Annotated in this window: 23 protein-coding genes and 1 tRNA gene; 7 read left to right on the top strand and 17 right to left on the bottom strand. The window is 67.6% G+C overall.

Annotated elements, in window-relative coordinates:
* From ABUE31_RS06430 to argH, 4 genes are all read right to left on the bottom strand, one after another.
* On the bottom strand, window positions 1–2,607 hold the full coding sequence (locus ABUE31_RS06430; protein WP_367722705.1) for a TIGR02302 family protein: 2,607 nt from the start codon (window positions 2,605–2,607) through the stop codon (window positions 1–3).
* 109 nt (window positions 2,608–2,716) lie between these two features.
* Window positions 2,717–3,982, bottom strand: coding sequence for a diaminopimelate decarboxylase (lysA, locus tag ABUE31_RS06425; RefSeq protein WP_367722704.1), 1,266 nt, complete (start codon window positions 3,980–3,982; stop codon window positions 2,717–2,719).
* 19 nt (window positions 3,983–4,001) lie between these two features.
* The gene (gene lptM / locus ABUE31_RS06420; RefSeq protein ID WP_367722703.1) at window positions 4,002–4,208 is read right to left on the bottom strand and encodes an LPS translocon maturation chaperone LptM; all 207 of its coding nucleotides are present in this window, start codon (window positions 4,206–4,208) and stop codon (window positions 4,002–4,004) included.
* A 93-nt stretch (window positions 4,209–4,301) separates the two neighbouring features.
* Window positions 4,302–5,714 (bottom strand): argininosuccinate lyase, encoded by a 1,413-nt coding sequence (argH, locus tag ABUE31_RS06415; protein WP_367722702.1) that lies wholly within the window; start codon window positions 5,712–5,714, stop codon window positions 4,302–4,304.
* Between the two features lie 44 nt (window positions 5,715–5,758).
* On the opposite strand from argH, the gene tlpA reads away from it, so the two are divergent.
* Window positions 5,759–6,448 carry a thiol:disulfide interchange protein TlpA gene (gene tlpA / locus ABUE31_RS06410; protein ID WP_367722701.1) on the top strand — a complete coding sequence of 230 codons (690 nt, stop codon included), beginning with the start codon at window positions 5,759–5,761 and terminating at the stop codon, window positions 6,446–6,448.
* Between the two features lie 233 nt (window positions 6,449–6,681).
* On the opposite strand, the gene ABUE31_RS06405 is transcribed toward tlpA, so the two are convergent.
* The 8 genes from ABUE31_RS06405 to ABUE31_RS06370 form a co-directional block, all read right to left on the bottom strand.
* Window positions 6,682–7,881: a hypothetical protein gene (locus tag ABUE31_RS06405; protein ID WP_367722700.1), complete on the bottom strand. Its 1,200-nt coding sequence runs from the start codon at window positions 7,879–7,881 to the stop codon at window positions 6,682–6,684.
* Window positions 7,882–8,002: 121 nt separating this feature from the next.
* The gene (locus tag ABUE31_RS06400) at window positions 8,003–8,878 is read right to left on the bottom strand and encodes a 3-hydroxybutyryl-CoA dehydrogenase (protein ID WP_367722699.1); all 876 of its coding nucleotides are present in this window, start codon (window positions 8,876–8,878) and stop codon (window positions 8,003–8,005) included.
* Window positions 8,879–8,993: 115 nt separating this feature from the next.
* On the bottom strand, window positions 8,994–9,923 hold the full coding sequence (locus tag ABUE31_RS06395) for an electron transfer flavoprotein subunit alpha/FixB family protein (RefSeq protein ID WP_367722698.1): 930 nt from the start codon (window positions 9,921–9,923) through the stop codon (window positions 8,994–8,996).
* Window positions 9,924–9,942: 19 nt separating this feature from the next.
* Complete coding sequence (locus ABUE31_RS06390) at window positions 9,943–10,689, bottom strand: electron transfer flavoprotein subunit beta/FixA family protein (protein WP_367722697.1); 747 nt, start codon at window positions 10,687–10,689, stop codon at window positions 9,943–9,945.
* A gap of 196 nt (window positions 10,690–10,885) precedes the next feature.
* Window positions 10,886–11,656 (bottom strand): rhomboid family intramembrane serine protease, encoded by a 771-nt coding sequence (locus ABUE31_RS06385; RefSeq protein WP_367722696.1) that lies wholly within the window; start codon window positions 11,654–11,656, stop codon window positions 10,886–10,888.
* Window positions 11,657–11,690: 34 nt separating this feature from the next.
* Entirely contained in the window at window positions 11,691–12,272 is a 582-nt protein-coding gene (locus ABUE31_RS06380; protein WP_367722695.1) for a cob(I)yrinic acid a,c-diamide adenosyltransferase, read from the bottom strand.
* Between the two features lie 7 nt (window positions 12,273–12,279).
* Window positions 12,280–12,474: a twin transmembrane helix small protein gene (locus tag ABUE31_RS06375; RefSeq protein ID WP_367722694.1), complete on the bottom strand. Its 195-nt coding sequence runs from the start codon at window positions 12,472–12,474 to the stop codon at window positions 12,280–12,282.
* Between the two features lie 20 nt (window positions 12,475–12,494).
* Window positions 12,495–13,328, bottom strand: a complete 834-nt coding sequence (locus ABUE31_RS06370; protein ID WP_367722693.1) for an SDR family oxidoreductase — start codon at window positions 13,326–13,328, stop codon at window positions 12,495–12,497.
* A 135-nt stretch (window positions 13,329–13,463) separates the two neighbouring features.
* Here ABUE31_RS06370 and ABUE31_RS06365 point away from each other — a divergent pair, with 135 nt between their 5' ends.
* A complete protein-coding gene (locus ABUE31_RS06365; RefSeq protein ID WP_367722692.1) occupies window positions 13,464–14,315 on the top strand; it encodes a YihY/virulence factor BrkB family protein in 852 nt (283 codons plus the stop codon).
* On the opposite strand, the gene ABUE31_RS06360 is transcribed toward ABUE31_RS06365, so the two are convergent.
* Complete coding sequence (locus tag ABUE31_RS06360; RefSeq protein ID WP_367722691.1) at window positions 14,312–15,193, bottom strand: DMT family transporter; 882 nt, start codon at window positions 15,191–15,193, stop codon at window positions 14,312–14,314. The genes ABUE31_RS06365 and ABUE31_RS06360 overlap by 4 nt on opposite strands.
* Before the next feature lie 163 nt (window positions 15,194–15,356).
* Here ABUE31_RS06360 and ABUE31_RS06355 point away from each other — a divergent pair, with 163 nt between their 5' ends.
* On the top strand, window positions 15,357–15,644 hold the full coding sequence (locus tag ABUE31_RS06355) for a hypothetical protein (RefSeq protein ID WP_367722690.1): 288 nt from the start codon (window positions 15,357–15,359) through the stop codon (window positions 15,642–15,644).
* 3 nt (window positions 15,645–15,647) lie between these two features.
* On the opposite strand, the gene gluQRS is transcribed toward ABUE31_RS06355, so the two are convergent.
* Window positions 15,648–16,520: a tRNA glutamyl-Q(34) synthetase GluQRS gene (gene gluQRS / locus ABUE31_RS06350; protein WP_367722689.1), complete on the bottom strand. Its 873-nt coding sequence runs from the start codon at window positions 16,518–16,520 to the stop codon at window positions 15,648–15,650.
* 92 nt (window positions 16,521–16,612) lie between these two features.
* Here gluQRS and ABUE31_RS06345 point away from each other — a divergent pair, with 92 nt between their 5' ends.
* Complete coding sequence (locus ABUE31_RS06345) at window positions 16,613–17,254, top strand: DNA-3-methyladenine glycosylase family protein (protein ID WP_367722688.1); 642 nt, start codon at window positions 16,613–16,615, stop codon at window positions 17,252–17,254.
* A gap of 130 nt (window positions 17,255–17,384) precedes the next feature.
* The gene (locus ABUE31_RS06340; protein ID WP_367722687.1) at window positions 17,385–17,942 is read left to right on the top strand and encodes an HNH endonuclease; all 558 of its coding nucleotides are present in this window, start codon (window positions 17,385–17,387) and stop codon (window positions 17,940–17,942) included.
* 4 nt (window positions 17,943–17,946) lie between these two features.
* Here ABUE31_RS06340 and ABUE31_RS06335 read toward each other — a convergent pair whose 3' ends face one another.
* A complete protein-coding gene (locus tag ABUE31_RS06335; RefSeq protein ID WP_367722686.1) occupies window positions 17,947–18,453 on the bottom strand; it encodes a disulfide bond formation protein B in 507 nt (168 codons plus the stop codon).
* A 7-nt stretch (window positions 18,454–18,460) separates the two neighbouring features.
* A complete protein-coding gene (locus tag ABUE31_RS06330; protein ID WP_367722685.1) occupies window positions 18,461–19,042 on the bottom strand; it encodes a YqaA family protein in 582 nt (193 codons plus the stop codon).
* A 229-nt stretch (window positions 19,043–19,271) separates the two neighbouring features.
* Here ABUE31_RS06330 and ABUE31_RS06325 point away from each other — a divergent pair.
* Window positions 19,272–19,356, top strand: a tRNA-Leu gene (locus tag ABUE31_RS06325).
* A gap of 157 nt (window positions 19,357–19,513) precedes the next feature.
* Here ABUE31_RS06325 and ABUE31_RS06320 read toward each other — a convergent pair.
* Window positions 19,514–20,413, bottom strand: a complete 900-nt coding sequence (locus tag ABUE31_RS06320) for a dihydrodipicolinate synthase family protein (protein ID WP_367722684.1) — start codon at window positions 20,411–20,413, stop codon at window positions 19,514–19,516.
* Between the two features lie 181 nt (window positions 20,414–20,594).
* On the opposite strand from ABUE31_RS06320, the gene ABUE31_RS06315 reads away from it, so the two are divergent.
* Window positions 20,595–21,383, top strand: a complete 789-nt coding sequence (locus tag ABUE31_RS06315; RefSeq protein ID WP_367722683.1) for an IclR family transcriptional regulator — start codon at window positions 20,595–20,597, stop codon at window positions 21,381–21,383.
* The last annotated feature ends 81 nt before the right edge of the window (window positions 21,384–21,464 follow it).

Here is a 21,464-nt window from a genome sequence, read left to right as displayed (position 1 = left end):
TTACTTCATCTCCAGCAGCCGCTCGAGATAGCTGCGTTCGAGTTCGGGGCTCAGGGCATTGCCCAGCCGCTTGCGGATGGCTTCCAGGATCTGGCGCGCGCGCTGCACGTCGATCTCGTCGGGCACGGTCACCGAATCGCCGAAGTCCGGTCCCTGCGTGGCGCGCGGGCGGCCCAGCGGGTCGCGGTCGGCGTTCTGCTGGCGACCGCCCTCCTGGCCGCCGCCGTCCTCGCCCTGCATCGCCTGCATCATCTGGTTCATCATGTTCTGGGCGCCGCGCCTCAGCGCTTCCAGCGCGCGGCCCTGCTGGCCGACGGCGCGGTCGCCTTCGCCGCGACCGAGCGAGCCTTCGGCGTCGCCCATCGCGTCGCCCGCCTCGCCAAAGCCCTCGCCGGGCTCCATGCCCATGCCTTCCAGGCTCTTGGTCAGCGCGTCCAGCTCGCCCCGCAACTGGCCCTGGCCCTGCTGCAGCTGGCGCATCGCCTCGGCGAATTCTTCCGGGGTCATCGGCTGGCCCTGGCCCTGGCCTCGGTTCTGGCCGTTCTCGCCCTGCTGCCGGTCGCCGCCTTCGCCCTGCTCGGACTGGCGGCCGGGCTGCATCTGGTCCATGCGGAAGGTCTCGTTCATCATCTCCTGCTGGCGCCGCATGATCTCGCCGAGCCGGTCCATCTGCTGGCGCATCTCGGAATTCTGCTGGCCGCCCTGGTTCGGCTGGCGGCCCGCCTGCAGGTTGTTCATCATCTGCTGCAGCTGGGCCAGCAGGTCGCGCGCCTGGTCGCGGTTGCCCGACTTGGCCAGGTTCTCGATCTGGTCGAGCATGCGCTGCAGGTCGTTCTGGCGCAGTTCCTGGCCGCTCTGCGGCATCTGCTGCGCCATGTTCGGGTTCTGCAGCGCGCGTTCTGCAAATTCGCGCAGGAACTCGTCCATCGCCTGGCGCAGCTCGGCCATCAGGCGATCGATCTCTTCCTCCGACGCATTGTTCTCCAGCGCCTGCTGCAGCGCTTCCTGCGCCTGGCGCAGCCGCCGCTCGGCGGCGGAGAGGTCGCCGTCCTCGATGGTCAGCGCCATCTCCCACATGTAGTCGGCGGCGGCGCGCAGCTCGTCGTCGGTCTGCGCCGTCACCAGCTTGGTGCGGCCCGTCATGATGCCGAGGTAGTGCGACGGGTTGTCGAACGTGTCCTCCGGCCGCAGCGTGATGGCGTCGATGAGGTCGATCGCGCGTTGCTTCCGGTTGGCGTCGATCGAGAAGATCTTGCGGTGCTCGACGATCGCCTTGGCCAGCGGATTGGTGAAGATCTTCTCCGGCATCGCCAGCGTCTTCGTCTCGCTGGCGGCCTCCTGGCCGGCGGCGTCCTTCGCCTTCAGCGTCAGCTTCACCTGCGAGCCGGCCCAGACATGCTCCGTCAGGTCGCGCGAGGTCTTGGCCGCCGGGCCCTTGGCGTCGCGGCGGGGCAGCGAGAGCTTCATCTCGGGCGGGTCGTAGAGCGGCCGCGTGCCGGGCGGCAGCGCGTCCTCCAGCGCAAATTCGGCAAACGCCTCGGTCGCCCCGTAGTCGTCCTCGACCTCGTAGGCGAGCTCGAGCGCGCCGTTGACGGCGCGCTTCGGGTCGCCGGCGAAGCGGATCGCCGGTGCGTGATCCGGCGTGACGGCGAAGGACCAGCTGGCGACCTCGCGTTCGCCGGACTTCAGGCTGAGCGTGCCGTCGCCGGTCAGCTTGCTGGCGAACTGGCGAACGCCGCTGCCCGCGGGCGGCGGAACGGCGGGCTCGGCGCCCGCGCTCACCTCAGTCGGACCCTGCGGCCCGATATCCCTCAGATTGCCGGCCGCATCAAGGAAGGACAGCGTCTCCTCGCCGCTTCCGCCGGTGACGCGCAGCGAGAGTTCGCTGTTCTCCGGCACGGTGAACACCGAGGCTGCCGGCGTTTCGCCCTCGACGGCGGCGGAACCGTTCGCGGCGGCGGTGAGGAACACCGGCGGCCGGCCGGTATAGGTCGGCGGCGTCACCCAGGCGTCGATGCGCGGCGGGATCGTCTCGAGCCAGGAATGCGCACGGAAACCGTCGCTCACCCGCCCGCCATGCGGCCCGAGCGAGAAGGCGAAGGCCGCCGCGAGTAGCAGCGGCGCCAGCGCGCGCAGGCCCCAGGGATCGCGCTCGGCGACGCCGGTCTTGGGCAGGTCTCCGACGATGCCGCCAAGGCGCGCCGCCATGCGGCGCTGGTGCTCGCGCCAGAGCGCTTCGGAGAAGGCTCCGGCGCGGCCGCTCGGCCGGTCGGTCTGCGCGCTGACCGGCGTATGGGCAAGCAGGTTGGCGCGCTCGATGCGGCGGTCGATCTCGGCGTCGAGAGGCGGCCGGTAGAAGCGTAGCGGGTAGAGCGCGGCGAGCGCCGCGGCGCCAAGCAGGATCATGACGGCGAGCCGGACCGCGTCCGGCAGGATGCGGAAGATGCCGAGCCAGGAGATGGTCAGGAACAGGCAGCCGACGATGAGCAGGGGGAGGACGAGCGGCCAGCCGCGTTCGACGACCATCGTGGCGCGGACCGCCATGCGGGTGCGCGCCAGCTTCGTGGTCAGGCCGGGGTCGTATCCTTGCGCATTCTTGTCCGTCATCAGCACGTCCAGCGGCCGCGCGCCGGCGCGGCTCATCGCGCAGAATAGCAGCAAGTGCGGCAAAGGCGAGGCGGTAGCCAAATCGTGATCGCCGGCCGCCCGGGCGCGGCTACAGCCAGTCGGGCACCGAATCCAGGGCGATAAGCTGCTCGTAGGTGCCGCGCGGCCGGATGACGTGGAAGCGGTCGCCGTCGACCAGCACCTCGGGCACCAGCAGGCGCGAATTGTAGGTTCCCGACTGCACCGCGCCGTAGGCGCCGGCGGTGCCGACCGCGATCAGGTCGCCCGGCGCCAGCTTCGGCAGGTCGCGGTCGAGGCCGAGGTAATCCCCGGTCTCGCAGACCGGGCCGACCACGTCGGCGACCATGCGCGGCGCGTCGGCGGCCGGCTCGACCACCGGCCGGATGTCGTGGAACGCGTCGTAGAGGGTCGGGCGGATCAGGTCGTTCATCGCCGCGTCGACGACGAGGAAATTCTTGGCGTCGCCTTCCTTGGCGTAGATGACCTGCGAAACCAGGATGCCGGCATTGCCGACGATCAGCCGGCCCGGCTCGAACGTCACCTTCAGGTCGAGCGGCGCCACGCGCCTGCGCACGATCTCGGCATAGGCGTCGGGCAGCGGCGGCGGGTCGTTGTCGGTGCGGTAGGGGATGCCCAGCCCGCCGCCGAGGTCGACATGCTCGATGGCGTGTCCGTCGGCCTTCAGCGTGCCGACCAGTTCGGCGAGCAGCGCGAAGGCGTCGTCGAAGGGCTGCAGGTCGGTGATCTGGCTGCCGATGTGCATGTCGATGCCGGTCACCCTGATGCCCGGCAGTTCGGCGGCCCTGGCGTAGACGGTGCGGGCGCGCTGCCACGCGATGCCGAACTTGTTTTCCTTCTTGCCGGTCGAGATCTTCTTGTGGGTCTTGGCGTCGACATCGGGATTGATGCGCAGCGAGACCGGCGCTTTCAGCCCGAGCCGCGTGGCGCGCATCGACAGCAGTTCGAGTTCGGGCTCGGATTCGACGTTGAAGCAGAGGATTCCCGCCTCGAGCGCGGCGTCCATCTCGCGCGCCGTCTTGCCGACGCCGGAAAACAGGATCTTCGAGGCCGGAATGCCGGCAGCCAGCGCGCGCCGAAGTTCGCCTTCCGATACCACGTCGGCGCCGGCGCCGAGCCTGGCCAGGACGCGCAACACGGCCTGGTTGGAGTTCGCCTTCAGCGCATAGCACACGAGGCTGTCCAGCCCGGCGAACGCCTTTGCGAACACGTTGTAGTGACGGGTCAGCGTCGCCGTCGAATAGCAGTAGAAGGGCGTCCCGACCGCCGCCGCGATGTCGGGAATGGCGACGTCCTCGGCGTGCAGCACGCCGTCCTTGTAGTGGAAGTGGTTCATTGGGCCTGAGCGAACGCGGTCAAAGCAGGGGGTCGAGGATGAACGGCTTGTCCCGGTCCGGTTTCTCCGGGGCGGCCGGCAGCGGCGCGCCCGTCTTCTCGGCCTGCTTGCGCGCGTCGACCTGCGCCTGATAGGGCGTGTCGAGCGCGGACTTGCGGCCACAGCCGGCCACGGCGGCGGCTGCCAGCAACAGTGCGATCACCGCGAAAATCCTGCCGCCGTTCATTGAGCCCATCCGTCCACGCTGAAATCCGTTCGCCGCTTGTAGCGAAAATTTTCTGGCTTTGCACCCGGCAAATGACCGGCGTGCGGGGCGCGCTCAGAGCTTGGCCAGTCGCTTCTTCCAGGCCCGGATCTGCTTCCTGACCTCGCTCGGCGCCGTGCCGCCGTAACTGACGCGGCTCTTCACCGAATTCTGCACCGACAGTACCGAGAACACGTCCTGCGTGATGCCGGGATGCAGCTCCTGCAGGTCGGCCAGCGCCAGCTTTTCCAGCCCGACCTTCTTCTCCTCGGCAAGCGCGACCGCGCGGCCCGTCACGTGGTGCGCCTCGCGGAACGGCATGCCGAGCGTCCTGACCAGCCAGTCGGCAAGGTCGGTGGCGGTCGAGAAGCCGGCGCCGGCCGCGCGCTTCATCGCCACCTGGTCGACCGTCATATCGCCCACCATGCCGGTCATCGCGGCGAGCATCAGGTCGAGCGTCTCGGCCGCGTCGAACACCGCTTCCTTGTCTTCCTGCATGTCCTTCGAATAGGTCAGCGGCAGGCCCTTCATGACGGTCAGCAGCGCGACCAGATGGCCGTTGATGCGGCCGGTCTTGGCGCGCACCAGTTCGGCCGCGTCGGGGTTCTTCTTCTGCGGCATGATCGACGAGCCGGTCGAGAAGCTGTCCGACAGCCTGATGAAGCCGAACTGCGGCGTCGACCAGATGACGATCTCCTCGGCCAGCCGCGACAGATGGGTGCCGCAGATCGCCGAGAGCGACAGGAATTCGAGCGCGAAGTCGCGGTCGGATACCGAATCCAGGGAGTTGCGCGTCGGCTCCCTGAAGCCGAGCGCCTTCGCCGTCATGTGACGGTCGATCGGGAAGCCGGTGCCGGCGAGCGCGGCCGCGCCGAGCGGGCTCTCGTCCATGCGCTCGATGGCGTCGCGGACCCTGGAGAGGTCGCGCGAGAACATCTCGACATAGGCCATGCAGTGATGGCCGAAGGTCACCGGCTGCGCCGCCTGCATGTGGGTGAAACCCGGCATGACCGTCGCCGCGTGCTCCTCGGCGCGCCGCAGGAATACCGCGATCAGCCCCTTGAGCGCCTCAGCGACGCGCAGGCATTCGTTCTTCACCCAGAGCCGGAAGTCGACCGCCACCTGGTCGTTCCTCGAGCGGGCCGTGTGCAGCCGGCCGGCGGTCGGACCGATCAGTTCGGCAAGCCGCGCCTCGACATTCATGTGAATGTCCTCGAGTTTCTCGGAGAAGGCGAAGGCGCCGCCCTCGATCTCGGCGAGGATCGTCTTCAGCCCCTTGGCGATCTTCTTCTGGTCGGCCTTCGTCAGGATGCCCTTTTCGGCCAGCATCTCCGAATGTGCGATCGAGCCGCGGATGTCCTCGGCGTGCAGCTTCCTGTCGAAGGAGATCGAGGCGTTGATCGCCTGCATGATGGCTGCGGGACCCGAGGCAAAACGCCCACCCCACATCTGGTTGCCGCGTATGTTACTTCTCGTGTCGTCGCTCATCGTGATAACCGGGCGCCAGAGTGAAAGAATTCGGTGAGGTCCGCATGGCCGAAGAAAAAAGATCGTTGTTCCCGGCCCTGCGCCTTGTCCTGATCGCCGGGATCGCGGGTGCGCTTGCCGGCGCGGTCGCGGTATATGTCACGAGCCGCCCTGCTGGCAACAACGGCGCCGTCGCGCCGGCCGCGTCGGTAAGCGAGGCCGATGTCGCGGCCTGCACCGCCAAGGCCGACCGGGCTGCCTCCATCGCGGCATCCGCCAGGGGCGACGTCGCCGCCATGCTCGCGGCCGACCCGCCGCAATCGCTGAAGGCGCTCGCCTTCAACGACCCCGAGGGCAAGCCGATGACGCTGGCGGATCGCGCAGGCAAGACCGTGCTCCTGAACCTCTGGGCAACCTGGTGCTTCCCGTGCCGGGAGGAGATGCCGGCGCTCGACGCGCTCCAGCGGGATGCCGGCGGCGACGCGTTCGAGGTCATCGCGGTCAATGTCGACACCGGCGACGACGCCAAGCCGAAGAAATTCCTCGCCGATACCGGCATCGACACGCTCGGCTACTACCGCGACAACACGCTTTCGCTGTTCAACGACCTGAAGAAGCGCGGACTGGCGCTCGGCCTGCCGGTCACGCTGCTGATCGACGCCGAGGGATGCCTGCTCGCCCACATGAACGGACCGGCCCACTGGTCAGGCGACGACGCGAAGGCGCTGGTCGGCGCGGCCACTGCCAAGCCTTAGCGCGACGCGCCTGCGTCTGGCATGCAGGCTGTATGGCCGCGCATTGACAACCGCACGGCTGTATACTCTCTTTGCGCTCGCTGACTGAGGAGGTCCCGATGAAGCGAGCCTATGTTAAGCCGGTGCTGTCAAAGCGCGAGGTGCTTTCGACGGTCGCGGCAGGCGGCGCAAGCGCCGGGGTCAACGGCGCTGGCTGACCGGACGCCGACAGGGGCCGCGGGCCGGCTGGCCTGCTAGCGGGCCAGCACGAGGTCGTCGATCACCAGTTGCCAGTAGTGTTCCGAGGATAGCCGCACGCGCGTGATGTCGCTGAGCATCGGCGCGTAGTGGATCGGCGTCAGCGCCGATACGTGGATCTCGTCGCGGGCCACCAGCCGTTCCCCGCTCCAGCTCTCGATCAGCGCCGTTTCACCTTCGGCGCGCAGCCAGGCGGACGCGATCATCAGCGAGTGGAAGCCGAAGGGCCGGTCGCTCCAGAACTCGGCGGGGTGGCCGCTGCTGGTGTAGCAGGAATGGTCGCCGGACACGGTGCCGTTGACATACCCCTCGCTGCCGCTGGCGAAGTCGCGCGACATGGCGTTCAGGTTGAACCAGTTCAGTCCGGCGTAGCCCGAAGGCACCTTGCGCAGGCCGCGCGGCGTGACGTCGTCGAAACGGATCGTCTCGAGCGCGGCGTCGTGCGGAACGGGTGTGCGCTCGGGCGCCAGGAGGCCGACTTCGGCCGGATAGGGCGACAGCGCAAGGCGGCGGGCCGGCCCCGCGCCTTCGATCAGCACGGCGTCGGCCTCGTCGGGCAGGCGGAAGCGGAAGGCAGCCTGCGCGTCGAGCGCCTGCGTCGCCAGGACCTGCCCCGCCTTCAGGATCGTCGCCGTCGCCGCCGAAGCGCCGGCGCGTCCGCTCAGCATGCGCAGCGGCGCGAGGCCGACCGGCGTCACCATCTCGTCCGAACCGATGCCCGAAGGGGCGCCTGCAATTTCCCTGAAATCCCTCGATTGGACGGCGTTGCCGCTGGTGCATTCCCAGCCCGGCGGCACCGAGACGGTGAACCGGTAGACGCCCGGGCGGGCGATATGGGCACTGCTCCGCCCCAGCGACATGGTGAAGTTGGCAAAGCCGTTGCCGTTGCTGCGCGAGGTCAGGATGTGCCGTCCGTCGGCATTGGCGAGCCGCGCCGCGATGCCGCCCATCGGCCGGTCGCCAAGGCTGTAGCGGCCGTCGCGATCGACGTCGAAATAGACGAAGGACGAGTAGTTGAGCTTGCCCGCGCTGCCGCGCCAGTCCTGGCGCACCGCATAGTCGCGGGCCGGATCGCCGGCCCGGCGCGAGTGCCGGCGCGAACGGCTGCGCTTGCGGTAGGCGCGCAGCCCGAAGCCGGCTCCGACCGCGACGATGGCGGTCATCAGGATGAGGTTGGCGAGCAGCAGATAGGCCATGCGGTTCCCGGGGCGGCGAGGCTGCCCGCTGTGGTGGCATGTCCGCGGCGCGCGCGCAATGCGCCGGCATTGCTCGTCTCGCCGTGTCCCCCCGGAGGGACGACCCCTCGTGGAAAGAGGCTTACCGGGTCGGGACCGGATGCTCGCCGCGATAGTCGTAGAAGCCGCGGCCGGTCTTGCGGCCGAGCCAGCCGGCCTCGACATACTTCACCAGCAGCGGGCAGGGCCGGTACTTGGAGTCCGACAGGCCGTCATGCAGCACCTGCATGATCGACAGGCAGGTGTCGAGCCCGATGAAGTCGGCAAGCTGCAGCGGCCCCATCGGATGGTTGGCGCCGAGCTTCATCGCGGTGTCGATCGCGTCGACCGAGCCGACGCCTTCGTACAGCGTGTAGATCGCCTCGTTGATCATCGGCAGCAGGATGCGGTTGACGATGAAGGCCGGAAAATCCTCCGACACCGTCACCGTCTTGTCGAGCTTCGCGGCGAACGACTTCGCCGCCTCGAAGGTGGCGTCGTCCGTGGCGATGCCGCGCACGAGTTCGACCAGCTTCATGACCGGAACCGGGTTCATGAAGTGCACGCCCATGAAGCGTTCCGGCCGGTCGGTCGCGGCGGCGAGGCGGGTGATCGAGATCGACGATGTGTTGGTGGCGAGGATGGCCTGCGGATTGAGCTTCGGGCAGAGCTGCGAGAAGATCTTGCGCTTGACGCTTTCGTCCTCTGTGGCCGCCTCAATGACGAGGTCTGCGGCCGCCAGCGCGCTCAGTTCGGTCGCCGGCGCGATGCGCGACAGCGCCGCCTTGCGGTCCTCCTCGGAGAGCTTGCCGGAGCCCACCATGCGGGCGAGATTGCCGCTGATCGTGGCCAGGCCGGCCTCGATCCGCTCGGGGGCGATGTCGTAGAGCAGCACCTGGTAGCCGGATGTCGCGGAGACCTGCGCAATGCCGCCGCCCATCTGTCCGGCGCCAATGACGCCTACCGTCTCGATTGTCATCTTACCGATCCCGTCGAAGGCCGCTTCGGCCCGTTTTTGTGCGCCGCACACTAAGAGGCCGGGGCGGTTTCGTCCACCCCGGCCTCCCAAATTTAATACGATGCGCGCGGGGGCGTCAAAGCGCCTTTTCGAGCTCTGGCAGGATGGTGAAGAGGTCGCCGACGAGGCCGTAGTCTGCGACCTGGAAGATGGGCGCCTCCTCGTCCTTGTTGATGGCGACGATGACCTTCGAGTCCTTCATGCCGGCGAGATGCTGGATGGCGCCGGAGATGCCGCAGGCGATGTAGAGGTCGGGGGCGACCACCTTGCCGGTCTGGCCGACCTGCCAGTCGTTCGGCGCATAGCCCGCGTCGACCGCCGCCCGCGATGCGCCGACCGCGGCGCCCAGCTTGTCGGCGACCGGCAGGATGACCTCCCGGAACTTCTCCGAGGAGCCGAGCGCGCGTCCGCCCGAGATGATGATCTTCGCCGAGGTGAGTTCCGGCCGCTCGCCGCCGGAGAGGCGGCTTTCGACGAAGCTCGACAGGCCGGGATCGGTCGCCGCCGAGACGCTCTCGACCGGAGCCGAGCCGCCCTCGGGCGCTGCCTGGAACGAGGCGGTGCGCACGGTGATCACGCGTCTGGCGTCGCCCGACTGCACCGTCTGGATCGCATTGCCGGCGTAGATCGGGCGCTTGAAGGTGTCGGCCGACACCACTTCGACGATCTCCGAGATCTGCATCACGTCGAGCAGTGCGGCGACCCGCGGCATGACGTTCTTGCCCGACGTCGTCGCCGGCGCGATGATGGTGTCGTAGCCGTCGGCCAGCGACACGATCAACGCCGCCAGCGGCTCGGCCAGCCGGTTCTCCAGTTCCGGCGCCTCGGCGAGCAGCACCTTGCGCACGCCCGAGAGCCTGGCCGCCGCGTCGGCCGCCGCCCTGGCGCCGTTGCCGGCCACCAGCACGTCGATGTCGGAGCCGATCCCGCTCGCGGCGCTCAGCGTCTTCGCGGTCTGGTCGGACAGGCTGTGGTTGTCGTGTTCGGCGATGAGGAGGATTGCCATTTTTGTTTTCCTTTCGCCCCTAGAGAACGCCGGCCGTCTTCAGGCTGGACACGAGTTCGGCCACGTCCTTGACCTTGACGCCGGCCTTGCGGCCTTCCGGCTCCTCGGTCTTCAGCACCTTCAGCCTCGCCGACACGTCGGCGCCGTAGTCGGCCGGCGTCTTCTCATCCAGCGGCTTCTTCTTGGCCTTCATGATGTTGGGCAGCGACGCATAGCGCGGCTGGTTCAGGCGCAGGTCCGTCGTCACGATCGCCGGCAGCCTGACCTCGACCACCTGCAGCCCGCCGTCGACCTCGCGCGTCACCTTGGCCTTGTCGCCTTCGATCTCGACCTTCGAGGCGAAGGTGCCCTGGCTCCAGCCGAGCAGCGCCGCCAGCATCTGGCCGGTCTGGTTGGCGTCGTCGTCGATCGCCTGCTTGCCGAGGATCACCAGGCCGGGCTTCTCGGCCTCGACCACGCCCTTCAGAACCTTGGCGACGCCGAGCGGCTCCACCAGATCGTCGACCTTGACCAGGATCGCCCGGTCGGCGCCCATCGCCAGCGCCGTGCGCAGCGTCTCGGCGGCCTGCGCCGGGCCGATCGACACCACCACGATCTCCTCGGCCTTGCCGGCCTCCTTCAGCCGGATCGCCTCCTCGACGCCGATCTCGTCGAACGGGTTCATCGACATCTTGACGTTGGCCAGCTCGACGCCCGAGCCATCAGGCCGCACCCGGATCTTGACGTTGTAGTCGACCACCCGCTTCACGGGCACCAGAACTTTCATGGTCTAAAGCCTCTCCGTAGATTTCAAGGCGCATCTAGCAGCGCCGCGCAAAGCTTGGTTGTCGATATTCGACATTCCTGGCGCAAAAATGGACCTGTCGCCGTGCTTTTCGCCGGCGACAGGCCCGAAAAGCGCGCGGACCCTAGTTTGGGCCGCCGCATGCGTCAATATCGCGGGACGGCTCAAATCGGTTCAGTCACTGCCGGCCCCAGCGCGGCGCGGGTTCCGCCCTGACAGGGCGGACCGCGCTCGGCTGCTCCACCACGACGGCGCGCGGCGTCACGATCTGGCGGTCGAACAGCGGCACGTCGCGGTTGCGCAGGACCAGCACCAGCAGCGCGCCGGCGACGATGCCGCCGATATGGCAGGCCCAGGAGATCTGCTCCTCGCCGCCGGCCAGGAACATGGCGAACTGGAACAGGATCCAGAGCGCCAGCGCGATGAAGGCCGGGATGCGCAGCGGGATGCGGCCGAACGCCAGGATCCAGATCTTCACGCGCGGATGCAGGATCAGGTAGGCGCTGACGACGCCGGCGATCGCTCCCGACGCGCCGATCAGCGGCACCTGCGAGTCGGGCGCGAGCATGCCGTGGAACAGCGCGCCGGCGACCGCGCAGAGCAGGTAGAAGATCAGGAACTTCACGTGGCCGAGCGCATCCTCGACATTGTCGCCGAACACCCACAGGAACAGCATGTTGCCGCCCAGGTGGAAGATGTCGCCATGCAGGAAGGCGTAGGACACGTAGGTCATGTCCTCGGGCAGGAAGACGAGTTCGGGCGGCAGTTCGGCGTAGCCGAAGGCGACGGAGGGGATGTAGCCGAGCCCGTAGGCGACCGCGGTGGTCGCCTGCTCCGTGCCGAAGGCGGTCAGGAAGAACATCAGCACGTTGGCGATGATCAGGCCGATGGTGACGTATTGCAGCCGGATGTGCTTCAGGCTGTTGGCGTCGTGGAGCGGGATGAACATCGCTGGCTTCTCGCTCCATGCCTCCGGCGGCCGGCTAGCGGTTCTGGCCCGGAACCCATAGCACGTCGGCCTCTCCGTTGTCATTCACCGCGCGACCGGCGACGAACAGCAGGTCGGAAACGCGGTTGATGTAGCGGATGGCTTCCGGATTGACGTGCTCGCCCTCGACCTGCGCAAGCGCCACCATCATGCGTTCGGCGCGGCGGCTGACGGTGCGGGCGAGATGCAGGGCCGCCGCGGCCGGGGTGCCACCCGGCAGCACGAAGGACCGGAGCGGCTTCAGGTTCTTGTTGAGGGTATCGATCTCGGTTTCGACGCGGGCGGTCTGCGCGGCGATGATGCGCAGCGGCTCGTAGTCCAGCGGCTTGCCGGTGTCGGGCGTGCACAGGTCCGCGCCGAGGTCGAAGAGGTCGTTCTGCACGCGACCCAGCATCGCGTCGAGTTCGGGGTGGGCGGCCAGGGTGTGCAGGCGCGCCAGCCCGATGCAGGCATTGGCCTCGTCCACCGTGCCGTAGGCCTCGACGCGCGGATCGGATTTCAGCCGCCGTCCGCCGTCGCCGAGGCCGGTCGTGCCGCTGTCGCCGGTCCGGGTGTAGATCTTGTTGAGCTTGACCATCGGGCCCTCAGGACCGGCCGGCGAGATAGGCCGCGACCATGATCAGCACCAGCGCGATGAACTGAAGCAGGACGCGCATCTGCATCAGCTTGTTCGAGGTGTTGCCGGAGCCGCCCCGCAGCATGTTGGCGAGGCCGCGGATCAGCACGACGACCACGGCGATCATCACCAGGATGGCCAGGATGTTGAGCACGGTTGTCATCGGGCGGGTCCTAACGTCGGTTACGAGCGGGCTGCGAGCATGCGGTAGAGGGTTGCGGCCGGCAGCACCCGTTTCATCGCGACCGCGAATCGCGCCGGCCAGGTCACAACATAGTGCGGTTTCGGCCTGCGGGCATGCAGCGCGTGGCGCAGCGCCGCATGCACCACTTCGGGGCCGGGCTTCAGCCGCGACACGCTGCCGCCGGCGTTCAGCCGGTCGAGCTGCAGCTGGTAGGCATCGCGATGCACCGAATTCTGGTGGTCCACGTTCTTCAAGAACCAGGCGAGCGCGTTGGTGGCGATTTTCGATTTCACAGGGCCGGGCTCGATCAGCGAGACGTGGATGCCCGTCTCCTGCAGTTCCGAGCGCAGGCAGAGCATCAGCCCCTCGAGCGCGTATTTCGAGGCCGCGTAGGGACCGCGGAACTTGAACGGGGCCAGCCCCATGATCGACGAACAGTGCACGATGCGGCCGCGGCCCTGCCTGCGCATCACCGGCACGATGCGCGTCGTCAGGTCGTGCCAGCCGAAGAAGTTCGCCTCGAACTGTTCGCGCAGCACGTCGGTGCCGATGTCCTCGACGGCGCCCGGCTGCGAATAGGCGCCGTTGTTGAACAGCGCGTCGATCGTCCCGCCGGTCCTCGCCAGCACGTCGTCGACCAGGCGGGCGATCGAAGCCGGCTCGCGATAGTCCAGGTAGAAGGCCTCGATGCCGTCGGCCTCCAGCGCGGCGATGTCGGCCGGCTGCCGCGCGGTGGCCATGACGCGCCAGCCCTCGGCCTTGAGCGCGCGCGCGCAATAGGCGCCGATGCCGGACGACGCCCCGGTCACGATGATCGTGCGCATTTCGCTCATGCCGTCGGCCGATACCGTTCAAGACTTGCCATTTTCGGCAATCCCTTCCCATATTCGGATGCGGGAAACAATGACTGCACGACGTTACGGAGGGCGAGCGTGATCCTGGTCCGGCCAGCCGTGGAAGCCAACTGAATGCGCAGGGTCGTCGCGCTGAAGCGCATCCTGTTCGACGCATTTGGCCACTTCAACTACGACGACGGCTGGTCGATGGCGAGCCATCTGGCGATCACCGCCCTGATGGCGCTGTTCCCGTTCCTCATCTTCGCGACGACGCTGGCAAGCTTCCTCGGGGCGGACGCGTTTGCCGAGACGGCGGTCCACCTCGTCTTCGACACATGGCCCGAACAGATCGCCGCGCCGATCTCGCGCGAGGTCGTCAACGTGCTGACGGTGCAGCGCAGCGACCTCCTGACCTACGGCGCGCTGCTGGCGGCGTTTTTCGCCTCCAACGGCATCGAATCGCTGCGCACCGCGCTCAACCGCGCCTACCGGGTCGTCGAGACCCGCTCCTTCCTTTTCCGGCGCGTGCAGAGCCTCGCCTTCGTGCTGATCGCCACGATCGGCTTCCTCGCCATCAGCGTGCTGCTGGTCTTCGCGCCGCTGATGGTGCGCCTGGCGCTGGCGCGGTTCGAGTGGATCGAGCCCTATCTCGGCACCATCACGCTCTGGCGCTTCGTCATCGCCTCGATGGTCATCGTGCTCGGCCTGGTCGCCGTGCATGTCTGGCTGCCCGCCGGCAAGCGGCGTTTCGTCGACATCGTGCCCGGCATCATCTTCACGCTGATCGGCTGGCTGGTCGGCTCGACGATCTTCGCCGGCTATCTCGATCGCTTCTCGTCCTACGTCACCACCTATGCCGGCCTCGCCTCGATCATGGTGGCGGTCGTCTTCCTCTACATCGTCTCGATGATCTTCATCCTCGGGGGCGAGCTCAACGCCGCCATCAGCCACTATTTCGAGGCGCGGGCGCGGGTTCCGCGCTAGGCGGCCGTCGCGGGCGCGCGTTGCGTCGCCAGCGCGACGCCGAATGTCGCGAGCGCCATGCCGGCGATCTGCACCAGCGACAGCTCCTCGCCGAACAGCGCCCAGGCGATCAGCGCGGTGACCGCCGGGACGAGGTAGAACAGCGAGGCCACCTTGGACATCTCGCCGTCGCGGATCATCACCATCAGGAGCCCGATCGCGCCGATCGACAGCACCAGGACCAGCCATGCCATGGCGAAGACGAGCTCGCCGTTCAGCGTGACTGAGCGCGTCTCGAAGGCGAAGGAGAACACGGTCATCATCAGCGCCGCGCCGGCATACTGCCAGCACGTGCCGGCCAGCAGGTCGCTTCCGGACAGGAACTTCTTCTGCCAGATCGTGCCGGCGCTCATGCCGGCAACCGCGATGAAGCAGGCGACGAGCGTCGCAACGGTCACGCCGCCGCCGATCGCGCCGAGCTTCGGGGCCAGCACGACGACGACGCCGGCGAACCCGGCGGCCAGCCCGGCCCAGTGGCGCGGCAGGATGCGCTCGCCGAGCAGGCTGCCAGCGAGCACGGCGGTGATCAGCGGCTGCAGCCCCACGATCAGCGCCGACAGGCCCGCCGGCATGCCGTGGCGGATCGCCCAGAAGACGCCGCCGAGATAGACGCCGTGCATCAGCATGCCGGCGATGCCGGCCATCAGCGTGTCGCGCGTGCCGAAGCGGGCGGAGCGCCACAGCAGGGCGGCGGCGGCAAGGAGGGCGAAGGCGATGGCGAAGCGCGCCGCCAGGAAGGTGAACGGCTCCGCCCAGGGCATCGCATAGCGCGCCCCGATGAAGCCGGTTGCCCAGAGGAACACGAAGGCTGCGGGGATAAGCCGCTTGGCGGAGGTCATTGTGGCGCCAATGGTTGGAGAAGCGTGGACGGTTTCGCTCTAATGCCAATCATTCGGGCAATCAAAGCGAAACGATTGATCCATAACATCAGGCGCATTGAATCGCGGAACGGTGGCGGGGCCGCGCCTGCACCTGCTCCGCCGATCGCCGGAAAGGGCAGACATGATCTGGAACCTTGAGCCGGGCTGGCTGATGATGGCGGTGGCGACGGTCGCCGTCCTTGCCTTCTTTTTCGGGGCCGCGCTCGACGCCATCATGCGCGACGACGGTTTCGGCCCGACCGGCAACATGCTGCTCTTCACCCTCGGCTTCTTCCTCGCGGTTCTGCTCGCCAACAGTTGGGGCATCAGCCTGCGCGACCTCAAGCTGGCGGTGGCGTGGGGCCTGGGCGGCGCCTTCGCCACGGTCAGCCTGCTCGCGCTCATCAAGGCCGGCGTCGGCCGCGTCTGACCCTCAAAGCCCGACCATCTCCTCTATCTCCTGCGGCGTGCGACCGGCCGCGCGCAGGGCGGCAAGCCCGGTGTCGCCGAGGCTTTTCGAGAGCTTGCGGCCGTCCGGGCCGAGGATCAGGCGGTGATGGCAATAGGCCGGGGCCGGCAGGCCGAGCAGTTCCTGCAGCAGGCGGTGGATGGCTGTGGCGCTGTAGAGGTCGCGTCCGCGTACGACATGGGTGACGCCCTGTCCGGCGTCGTCGGCGACGACGGACAGGTGGTAGCTCGTCGCGATTTCCCTGCGTGCCAGGATCACGTCGCCCCACGCCTCGGGGTCCGCCTCGACCGTCCGCGCCAGACCCGTTTCCCCCGACAGTTCGTCCCAGGCCAGCGGCCCGCTCAGCCCTGCGAGCGCCAATCCCGTATCCAGGCGCCAGGCGAAGGGCTGCCCGTCGGCGATGCGCCGTTTGCGTTCGCGCTCGCCGAGCCGCCTGTCGAGGCCGGGGTAGACGGGAACGCCGTCCGGATCGCGCGGCCAGGATCGCCCGCCTGCCTCGGCTTCGGCGATATGGGCGCGAGCCTCGCCGCGGCTCATGAAGGCCGGATAAACCAGTTCCTGCGCGATCAGTGTCCGCAATAGGCCCGCATAGTCGTCGAAATGCTCCGACTGGCGGCGCACCGGCGTTTCCCAGGCGATGCCGAGCCAGTCGAGGTCGCGGTAGATGCCCTCCTCGAATTGCGGGGTGCAGCGCGCCGTGTCGATGTCCTCGATGCGCAGCAGGAGCCGGCCGCCCGCGGCCCGCGCCATCCGCTGGTTCAGCAGCGCCGAGTAGGCATGGCCGAGGTGAAGCTCGCCGTTCGGGCTCGGCGCGAAGCGAAACACCGGTCGGCTCATCGGAACCGGGCCGCACTGTCAGGAGCGACGGGTTTTCGGGTTGGCGTCGTCATCAGCGGATTGCTATCCGTCGGACCATGAGCGCACAAGGGATGCCAGGCCGGATCGACCATATCGACGACGTCGTCGCGGCGCTCGACCGGCTCTGCGCCGCCGACCCGCGGCTGGAGAAGGTGAGGGCGCTGGCCGGCGACGTGCCGCTGCGCCGCGCCGAGCCCGGCTTCGCCAGCCTTGTCTCGATCGTCGTCGCCCAGCAGGTCTCGCGCGCCAGCGCCGACGCCATCTTCGGCAGGCTGGCGAGCCTGGTCGATCCGTTGACGCCGCATGCCCTCGCCGCCGATGACACCGTGTTCCGGGCGGCCGGGCTGTCCCGGCCGAAGGTGCGCACGCTGCGCGCGGCAAGCGAGGCCGTGCTCGGCGGGCTTGATCTCGTCCGGCTCTGCGACCTCGACGCGGAGCAGGCGATCGCCGCCCTGACGTCGGTCAGCGGCATCGGGCGCTGGACGGCGGAGGTCTATCTCCTGTCCGCGGCCGGCCATCCCGACGTCTTTCCGGCCCGCGACGTGGCGCTGCAGACCGCCGTCGGCCACGCCCTCGGCATCGACCCGAGGCCGGCCGAGGACGCGCTCCGCCGGATCGCCGAAACATGGGCCCCGCATCGAGGGGTGGCGTCGCGGCTTTTCTGGGCGTATTATCGGCATATCCGAGATCGGGAGGGTGCGCCGCCTTCATAAGCCTGGCACATAGAGCGATCCGCGCGACAAGGCCCCGGTCCGCACAGGGTGCGGGTCGGTTCACACTGCTGTCATCTCCCGTCGACACTATCGCGGCGCATCGCAACGTGGTCCGAGAAGGGAGTCGCAAGTGACGATCGCGGTGTCCCCGGACGGGCTGCCGGCTCTGGTTCTCAATGCCGACTACCGGCCGCTCAGCTACTATCCGCTGTCGCTCTGGTCCTGGCAGGACGCGATCAAGGCGGTGTTCCTCGACCGCGTGAACATCGTCGCCGAGTACGAGCACCAGGTTTCTTCGCCGACCTTCTCGATGAAGCTGCCGAGCGTCGTCAGCCTCAAGAGTTACGTCAAGCCGTCGCGCCATCCCGCCTTCACGCGGTTCAACGTTTTCCTGCGCGACCGCTTCCAGTGCCAGTATTGCGGTACGCCGGAGGATCTGACGTTCGACCACGTGACGCCCAGACGCTGCGGCGGCGCGACGACCTGGGAGAACGTGGTCGCCGCCTGCTCGCCCTGCAACCTCAGGAAGGGCGGCATGATGCCGGCGCAGGCCAAGATGTGGCCGCTGCAGAAGCCCTTCAAGCCGACGGTCCAGGACCTGCACAACAACGGCCGGCTGTTCCCGCCCAACTATCTGCACGAAAGCTGGATGGACTATCTCTACTGGGACGTGGAACTCGAGCCGTAGCCCTTCACGCCTTGCGGAACGCCGCGATGGCGGCGATGGCGCCGATGCCCAGGCTCGCGACGGTGTTCCAGCCGGCGAAGGATAATCCAAGGAAACGTCCGGCCGCCTCGTCGCATGACGGCGGGATCACCATGTTCAACTGGTCGAGCAGGCTGCCCGCGCGGTCGGACGGCGGGATCGCGCCGCAGTCGGTCGGGCCGGGCCAGAACCCCCATTCCACGCCGGAGTGATTCGCGCCGAGATAGGTGCTCCAGATCATCAGTCCGGCGCCGATCGCCAGCAGCCCGCGGGTGATTACCGGGGGCAGCTTCAGGAGCGACGAAACCAACGCCAGCGCCATCACCGGGATGCCGATATAGTGCGGGATGCGCTGCTCGAAGCAGAGCTTGCACGGAATGTAGCCGCCCAGATGCTGGAAACCGAGGGCGGTGCCGACGGCGACGGCCATGCCGAGGCCGGCAAGCGCTGCGCCGATGGTCTGGGTTCTGCCGGTGGCTCCGGTGAGTGTCATGCTTGCCTCAGAATACGTAGCGCACGGCGGCGAAGCCGCCGATCAGCAGCACCATGAACAGGGTGAAGAGCAGTCCGAGGTTCTTCTCGATGAACATGCGGATCGGCTCGCCGAACCGGTGCAGCAGCCAGGAAACGACGAAGAAGCGCAGGCCGCGCCCGAGGATCGAGACGAGGATCAGCGTGACCAGGTTGAAGCCGGCGAAGCCCGAGAAGATCGTCAGGATCTTGTAGGGGAAGGGCGTCACCGCGCCGAACAGGATGCCCCAGGCGCCCCAGGTGTCGTACCATTGCTGGATCCGGCCGAACGCGTCCTCGGCCTTGTAGAAGTCGATGATCGGCCGGCCTACCGCGTCGAACAGGACGGCGCCGATGAAGTAGCCGAGCACCGCCCCGGCCACCGAGGCGATCGTGCAGATCAGCGCGTAGCGCACCCACTTCTGCCGCTGCGCCAGCACCATCGGTATCAGCAGCACGTCGGGCGGGATCGGGAAGAACGAGCTTTCGGCGAAGGAAACGCCGGCGAGCGAACGCTCGGCATGTCGAGTGCGCGCGAGCGCCATGGTCCAGTCGTAGATCTTTCGAAGCATGCGGCGCTCCCGTGCGGACCGCCGTCTTTAGGAAGATTTCGCGCGGCGCACAATGGCGGAGCGCCGGAAGGCCGGCGCGGGCAGGGGCGACCGGCAAAAATGCGCGCAAAGGCCGCAGACCCCGGCGGGGCAGATCCGCGGCCGGCGCGCAGTTGACGGCGCGTCGCGTCTCAAGTAGTCGGCAGGTCCGGTGCGCCCTTGGCGTACGGAGCGGCGGGCGCCGCGGCGTGCGGGTGTGGTGGAATTGGTAGACGCGCTGGACTCAAAATCCAGTTCCGAAAGGAGTGCCGGTTCGATCCCGGCCACCCGCACCACCTTCTTCAGTTGAACCGGATTTTGGCGGGTAGGCCGAGGGCCCGCCAGGCCGAGGGTCGCCGCATCACTTTGCGGATCGCGGTTCGCTGGAACCGGAAAAGTGTCGGCGTTCCCGTCGAAGTGGGCGGCGCAGGGCGATGCCCTGCGCCGGAAGTGTCAGATCAGCGCGTTGAGCGCGCGATCGATGCGGACTTTCTGTTCGTCGCTGACATGCTCCATCGGCGACTTCGGATAGAACATGCGGATGCCCTGGCGATGCTGGGCGTATTTGGTACAGGCCGGCAGGTTGTCGTGATTGAAGGCGTTGTAGAGCGCGCCGAGCTTGAAATGCAGGTCCTTGGCGAGTTCGTAGTCCTTGGCCTCGACCGCGTTCCAGAGCCGAACCACGGCGGCGGGAGCCGCGGCGGTCAGCGCGGTGATGGCGCCATGGGCGCCCAGCGAGAAGGCCGGATAGAGCATCGCGTCGATGCCGGTGATGATGACGTTGTGCGGCTTGAGGCGCATCAGCAGGTCCGAGACCGACTTGAGGTCGCCGTTGCTCTGCTTCATGCCGACGACGCCCGGCACTTCATCCATGATGCGCAGCATCAGGTCGACGCCGAGGTAGTTCCACTGGATGACGTTGTAGATCAGGATCGGGATGTCGGTGCTGTCGGCGATCGCCTTGAAGTGGTCGATGGTGGCCTGCGCGCCCGGCTTGAACAGATAGTGCACCGGGGTGACCTGCAGGGCATCCACCTTGAGCCCGTCGAGCATCTTCACGCGGTCGATGGCTTCCTGGGTGCTGTTGACGATGAGACCGGCCAGCAGGCTGCCGCGGCCGTTCAGCGCGTCCGATGAGGCGCGCATCGAGGTGTCGAACTCCTGCCGGTTGAGGGTATGGCCTTCACCCGTGCTGCCGCCGATGACGATGCCGCGGGCGCCCGCGGCCATGATGAAGTCGACCTGCTCGGCGAAGCCGCCGGCGTCAAGCGCGCCGGTCTCGGTGAACGGGCTGGTGATGGGCGGCAGGATGCCGGTGATGGCGTGGCGTTGATCGGCGGACAGTACGGACAAGTCTCTTCTCCCTCGCATTCAAATCGTTATCCCGAATAACGGGATTTAAAACCGCAATAGTGTCGATGTAGCAGCGACTCGTTCCGCCGTCAATTTCTTCGCCGGCTGCCCGCTCGCGTTGGCTATTGTGCTCCGGGCGGCCATTGTCTATTCCGGATAGCGGGAAACGGCGGATCAGGGCATGGCCGAAAAGAAAGCGTCCAGAGACGAGAACCTCAAGTCGCTGAGCAAGGTCGCGGCGATCCTCGATTGCTTCTCGACCACGCACCGGGCGATGTCGCTGGCCGATATCTGCAAGCACACCGGCTATCCGCGCAGCACCACGCATCGGCTGCTGGCGTCGATGCGCGAAGTCGGGTTCCTCGACCAGGATCGCGAGCGCGAGCGCTATCGCCTCGGCATCAAGCTCTTCGCCTATGGCAATGTCATGCTGGCCAACATGGATCTCCATCGCGAAGCGCGCCCCTATGTCGAAGCGCTCGGGCGAATGACGGGCCTTTCCGTGCATCTGGCGGTCTTCGGCGGCGAGCGCGCGGTGGTCATCCATCGCGCCGAGCCGGCGCCAGGCGGGCTGACGCCGCTCAACCTGCTCGAAAACGCGCCGGTGCATTGCACCAGCATCGGCAAGGCCATCCTCGCCTTCCAGCCGGAGTCTGTCGTGGAGCGCGTCATCGAGGCCGGCCTTGCGCGCTATACCGATTCGACCATCACCGATGGCGAGCAGCTGCGGCTCGAACTGCAGAAGGTTCGCGATCGTGGCTATGCGTTGGACAATGGCGAGCACCAGCCCGGACTGCGCTGTGTCGGCGCGCCCATCCGCGACCAGTTCGGCCGGGTTTTTGCCAGCATCAGCGCGACGGCGTCCTCGATGCAGTTTCCAGCCGATCGCGAGGCATCCGTGGCGGCCATCGTCATCCACCACGCCGGCCAGATTTCGAGCCATCTCGGTTACGAGGGGCGTCCGGAATAGCGGCCTTGACATGCCCACCCAATTGAATGATGTTCCGGTATTCGGGATTTAGTTCCTGAATTTCCCCTCTTGCAGGAGGCA

It is taken from the genome of Mesorhizobium marinum, assembly GCF_040813675.1.
Lineage (GTDB): Bacteria > Pseudomonadota > Alphaproteobacteria > Rhizobiales > Rhizobiaceae > Mesorhizobium_K > Mesorhizobium_K marinum.
Note: the sequence above shows the minus strand (reverse complement) of the source record. Positions and strands in the feature narration are given on the sequence as shown.

What these genes read in the sequence shown, in the direction of transcription:
- gluQRS (WP_367722689.1), bottom strand. Translation starts at nt 16,520, where the DNA reads ATGAGCCGACCGGTGTTTCGCTTCGCGCCGAGCCCGAACGGCGAGCTT.
- ABUE31_RS06380 (WP_367722695.1), bottom strand. Translation starts at nt 12,272, where the DNA reads ATGGTCAAGCTCAACAAGATCTACACCCGGACCGGCGACAGCGGCACG.
- ABUE31_RS06365 (WP_367722692.1), top strand. Translation starts at nt 13,464, where the DNA reads ATGCGCAGGGTCGTCGCGCTGAAGCGCATCCTGTTCGACGCATTTGGC.
- ABUE31_RS06405 (WP_367722700.1), bottom strand. Translation starts at nt 7,881, where the DNA reads ATGGCCTATCTGCTGCTCGCCAACCTCATCCTGATGACCGCCATCGTC.
- argH (WP_367722702.1), bottom strand. Translation starts at nt 5,714, where the DNA reads ATGAGCGACGACACGAGAAGTAACATACGCGGCAACCAGATGTGGGGT.
- ABUE31_RS06375 (WP_367722694.1), bottom strand. Translation starts at nt 12,474, where the DNA reads ATGACAACCGTGCTCAACATCCTGGCCATCCTGGTGATGATCGCCGTG.
- ABUE31_RS06355 (WP_367722690.1), top strand. Translation starts at nt 15,357, where the DNA reads ATGATCTGGAACCTTGAGCCGGGCTGGCTGATGATGGCGGTGGCGACG.
- ABUE31_RS06400 (WP_367722699.1), bottom strand. Translation starts at nt 8,878, where the DNA reads ATGACAATCGAGACGGTAGGCGTCATTGGCGCCGGACAGATGGGCGGC.
- ABUE31_RS06360 (WP_367722691.1), bottom strand. Translation starts at nt 15,193, where the DNA reads ATGACCTCCGCCAAGCGGCTTATCCCCGCAGCCTTCGTGTTCCTCTGG.
- ABUE31_RS06315 (WP_367722683.1), top strand. Translation starts at nt 20,595, where the DNA reads ATGGCCGAAAAGAAAGCGTCCAGAGACGAGAACCTCAAGTCGCTGAGC.
- tlpA (WP_367722701.1), top strand. Translation starts at nt 5,759, where the DNA reads ATGGCCGAAGAAAAAAGATCGTTGTTCCCGGCCCTGCGCCTTGTCCTG.
- ABUE31_RS06385 (WP_367722696.1), bottom strand. Translation starts at nt 11,656, where the DNA reads ATGTTCATCCCGCTCCACGACGCCAACAGCCTGAAGCACATCCGGCTG.
- ABUE31_RS06345 (WP_367722688.1), top strand. Translation starts at nt 16,613, where the DNA reads ATGCCAGGCCGGATCGACCATATCGACGACGTCGTCGCGGCGCTCGAC.
- lysA (WP_367722704.1), bottom strand. Translation starts at nt 3,982, where the DNA reads ATGAACCACTTCCACTACAAGGACGGCGTGCTGCACGCCGAGGACGTC.
- ABUE31_RS06370 (WP_367722693.1), bottom strand. Translation starts at nt 13,328, where the DNA reads ATGAGCGAAATGCGCACGATCATCGTGACCGGGGCGTCGTCCGGCATC.
- ABUE31_RS06395 (WP_367722698.1), bottom strand. Translation starts at nt 9,923, where the DNA reads ATGGCAATCCTCCTCATCGCCGAACACGACAACCACAGCCTGTCCGAC.
- ABUE31_RS06430 (WP_367722705.1), bottom strand. Translation starts at nt 2,607, where the DNA reads ATGACGGACAAGAATGCGCAAGGATACGACCCCGGCCTGACCACGAAG.
- lptM (WP_367722703.1), bottom strand. Translation starts at nt 4,208, where the DNA reads ATGAACGGCGGCAGGATTTTCGCGGTGATCGCACTGTTGCTGGCAGCC.
- ABUE31_RS06335 (WP_367722686.1), bottom strand. Translation starts at nt 18,453, where the DNA reads ATGACACTCACCGGAGCCACCGGCAGAACCCAGACCATCGGCGCAGCG.
- ABUE31_RS06330 (WP_367722685.1), bottom strand. Translation starts at nt 19,042, where the DNA reads ATGCTTCGAAAGATCTACGACTGGACCATGGCGCTCGCGCGCACTCGA.
- ABUE31_RS06390 (WP_367722697.1), bottom strand. Translation starts at nt 10,689, where the DNA reads ATGAAAGTTCTGGTGCCCGTGAAGCGGGTGGTCGACTACAACGTCAAG.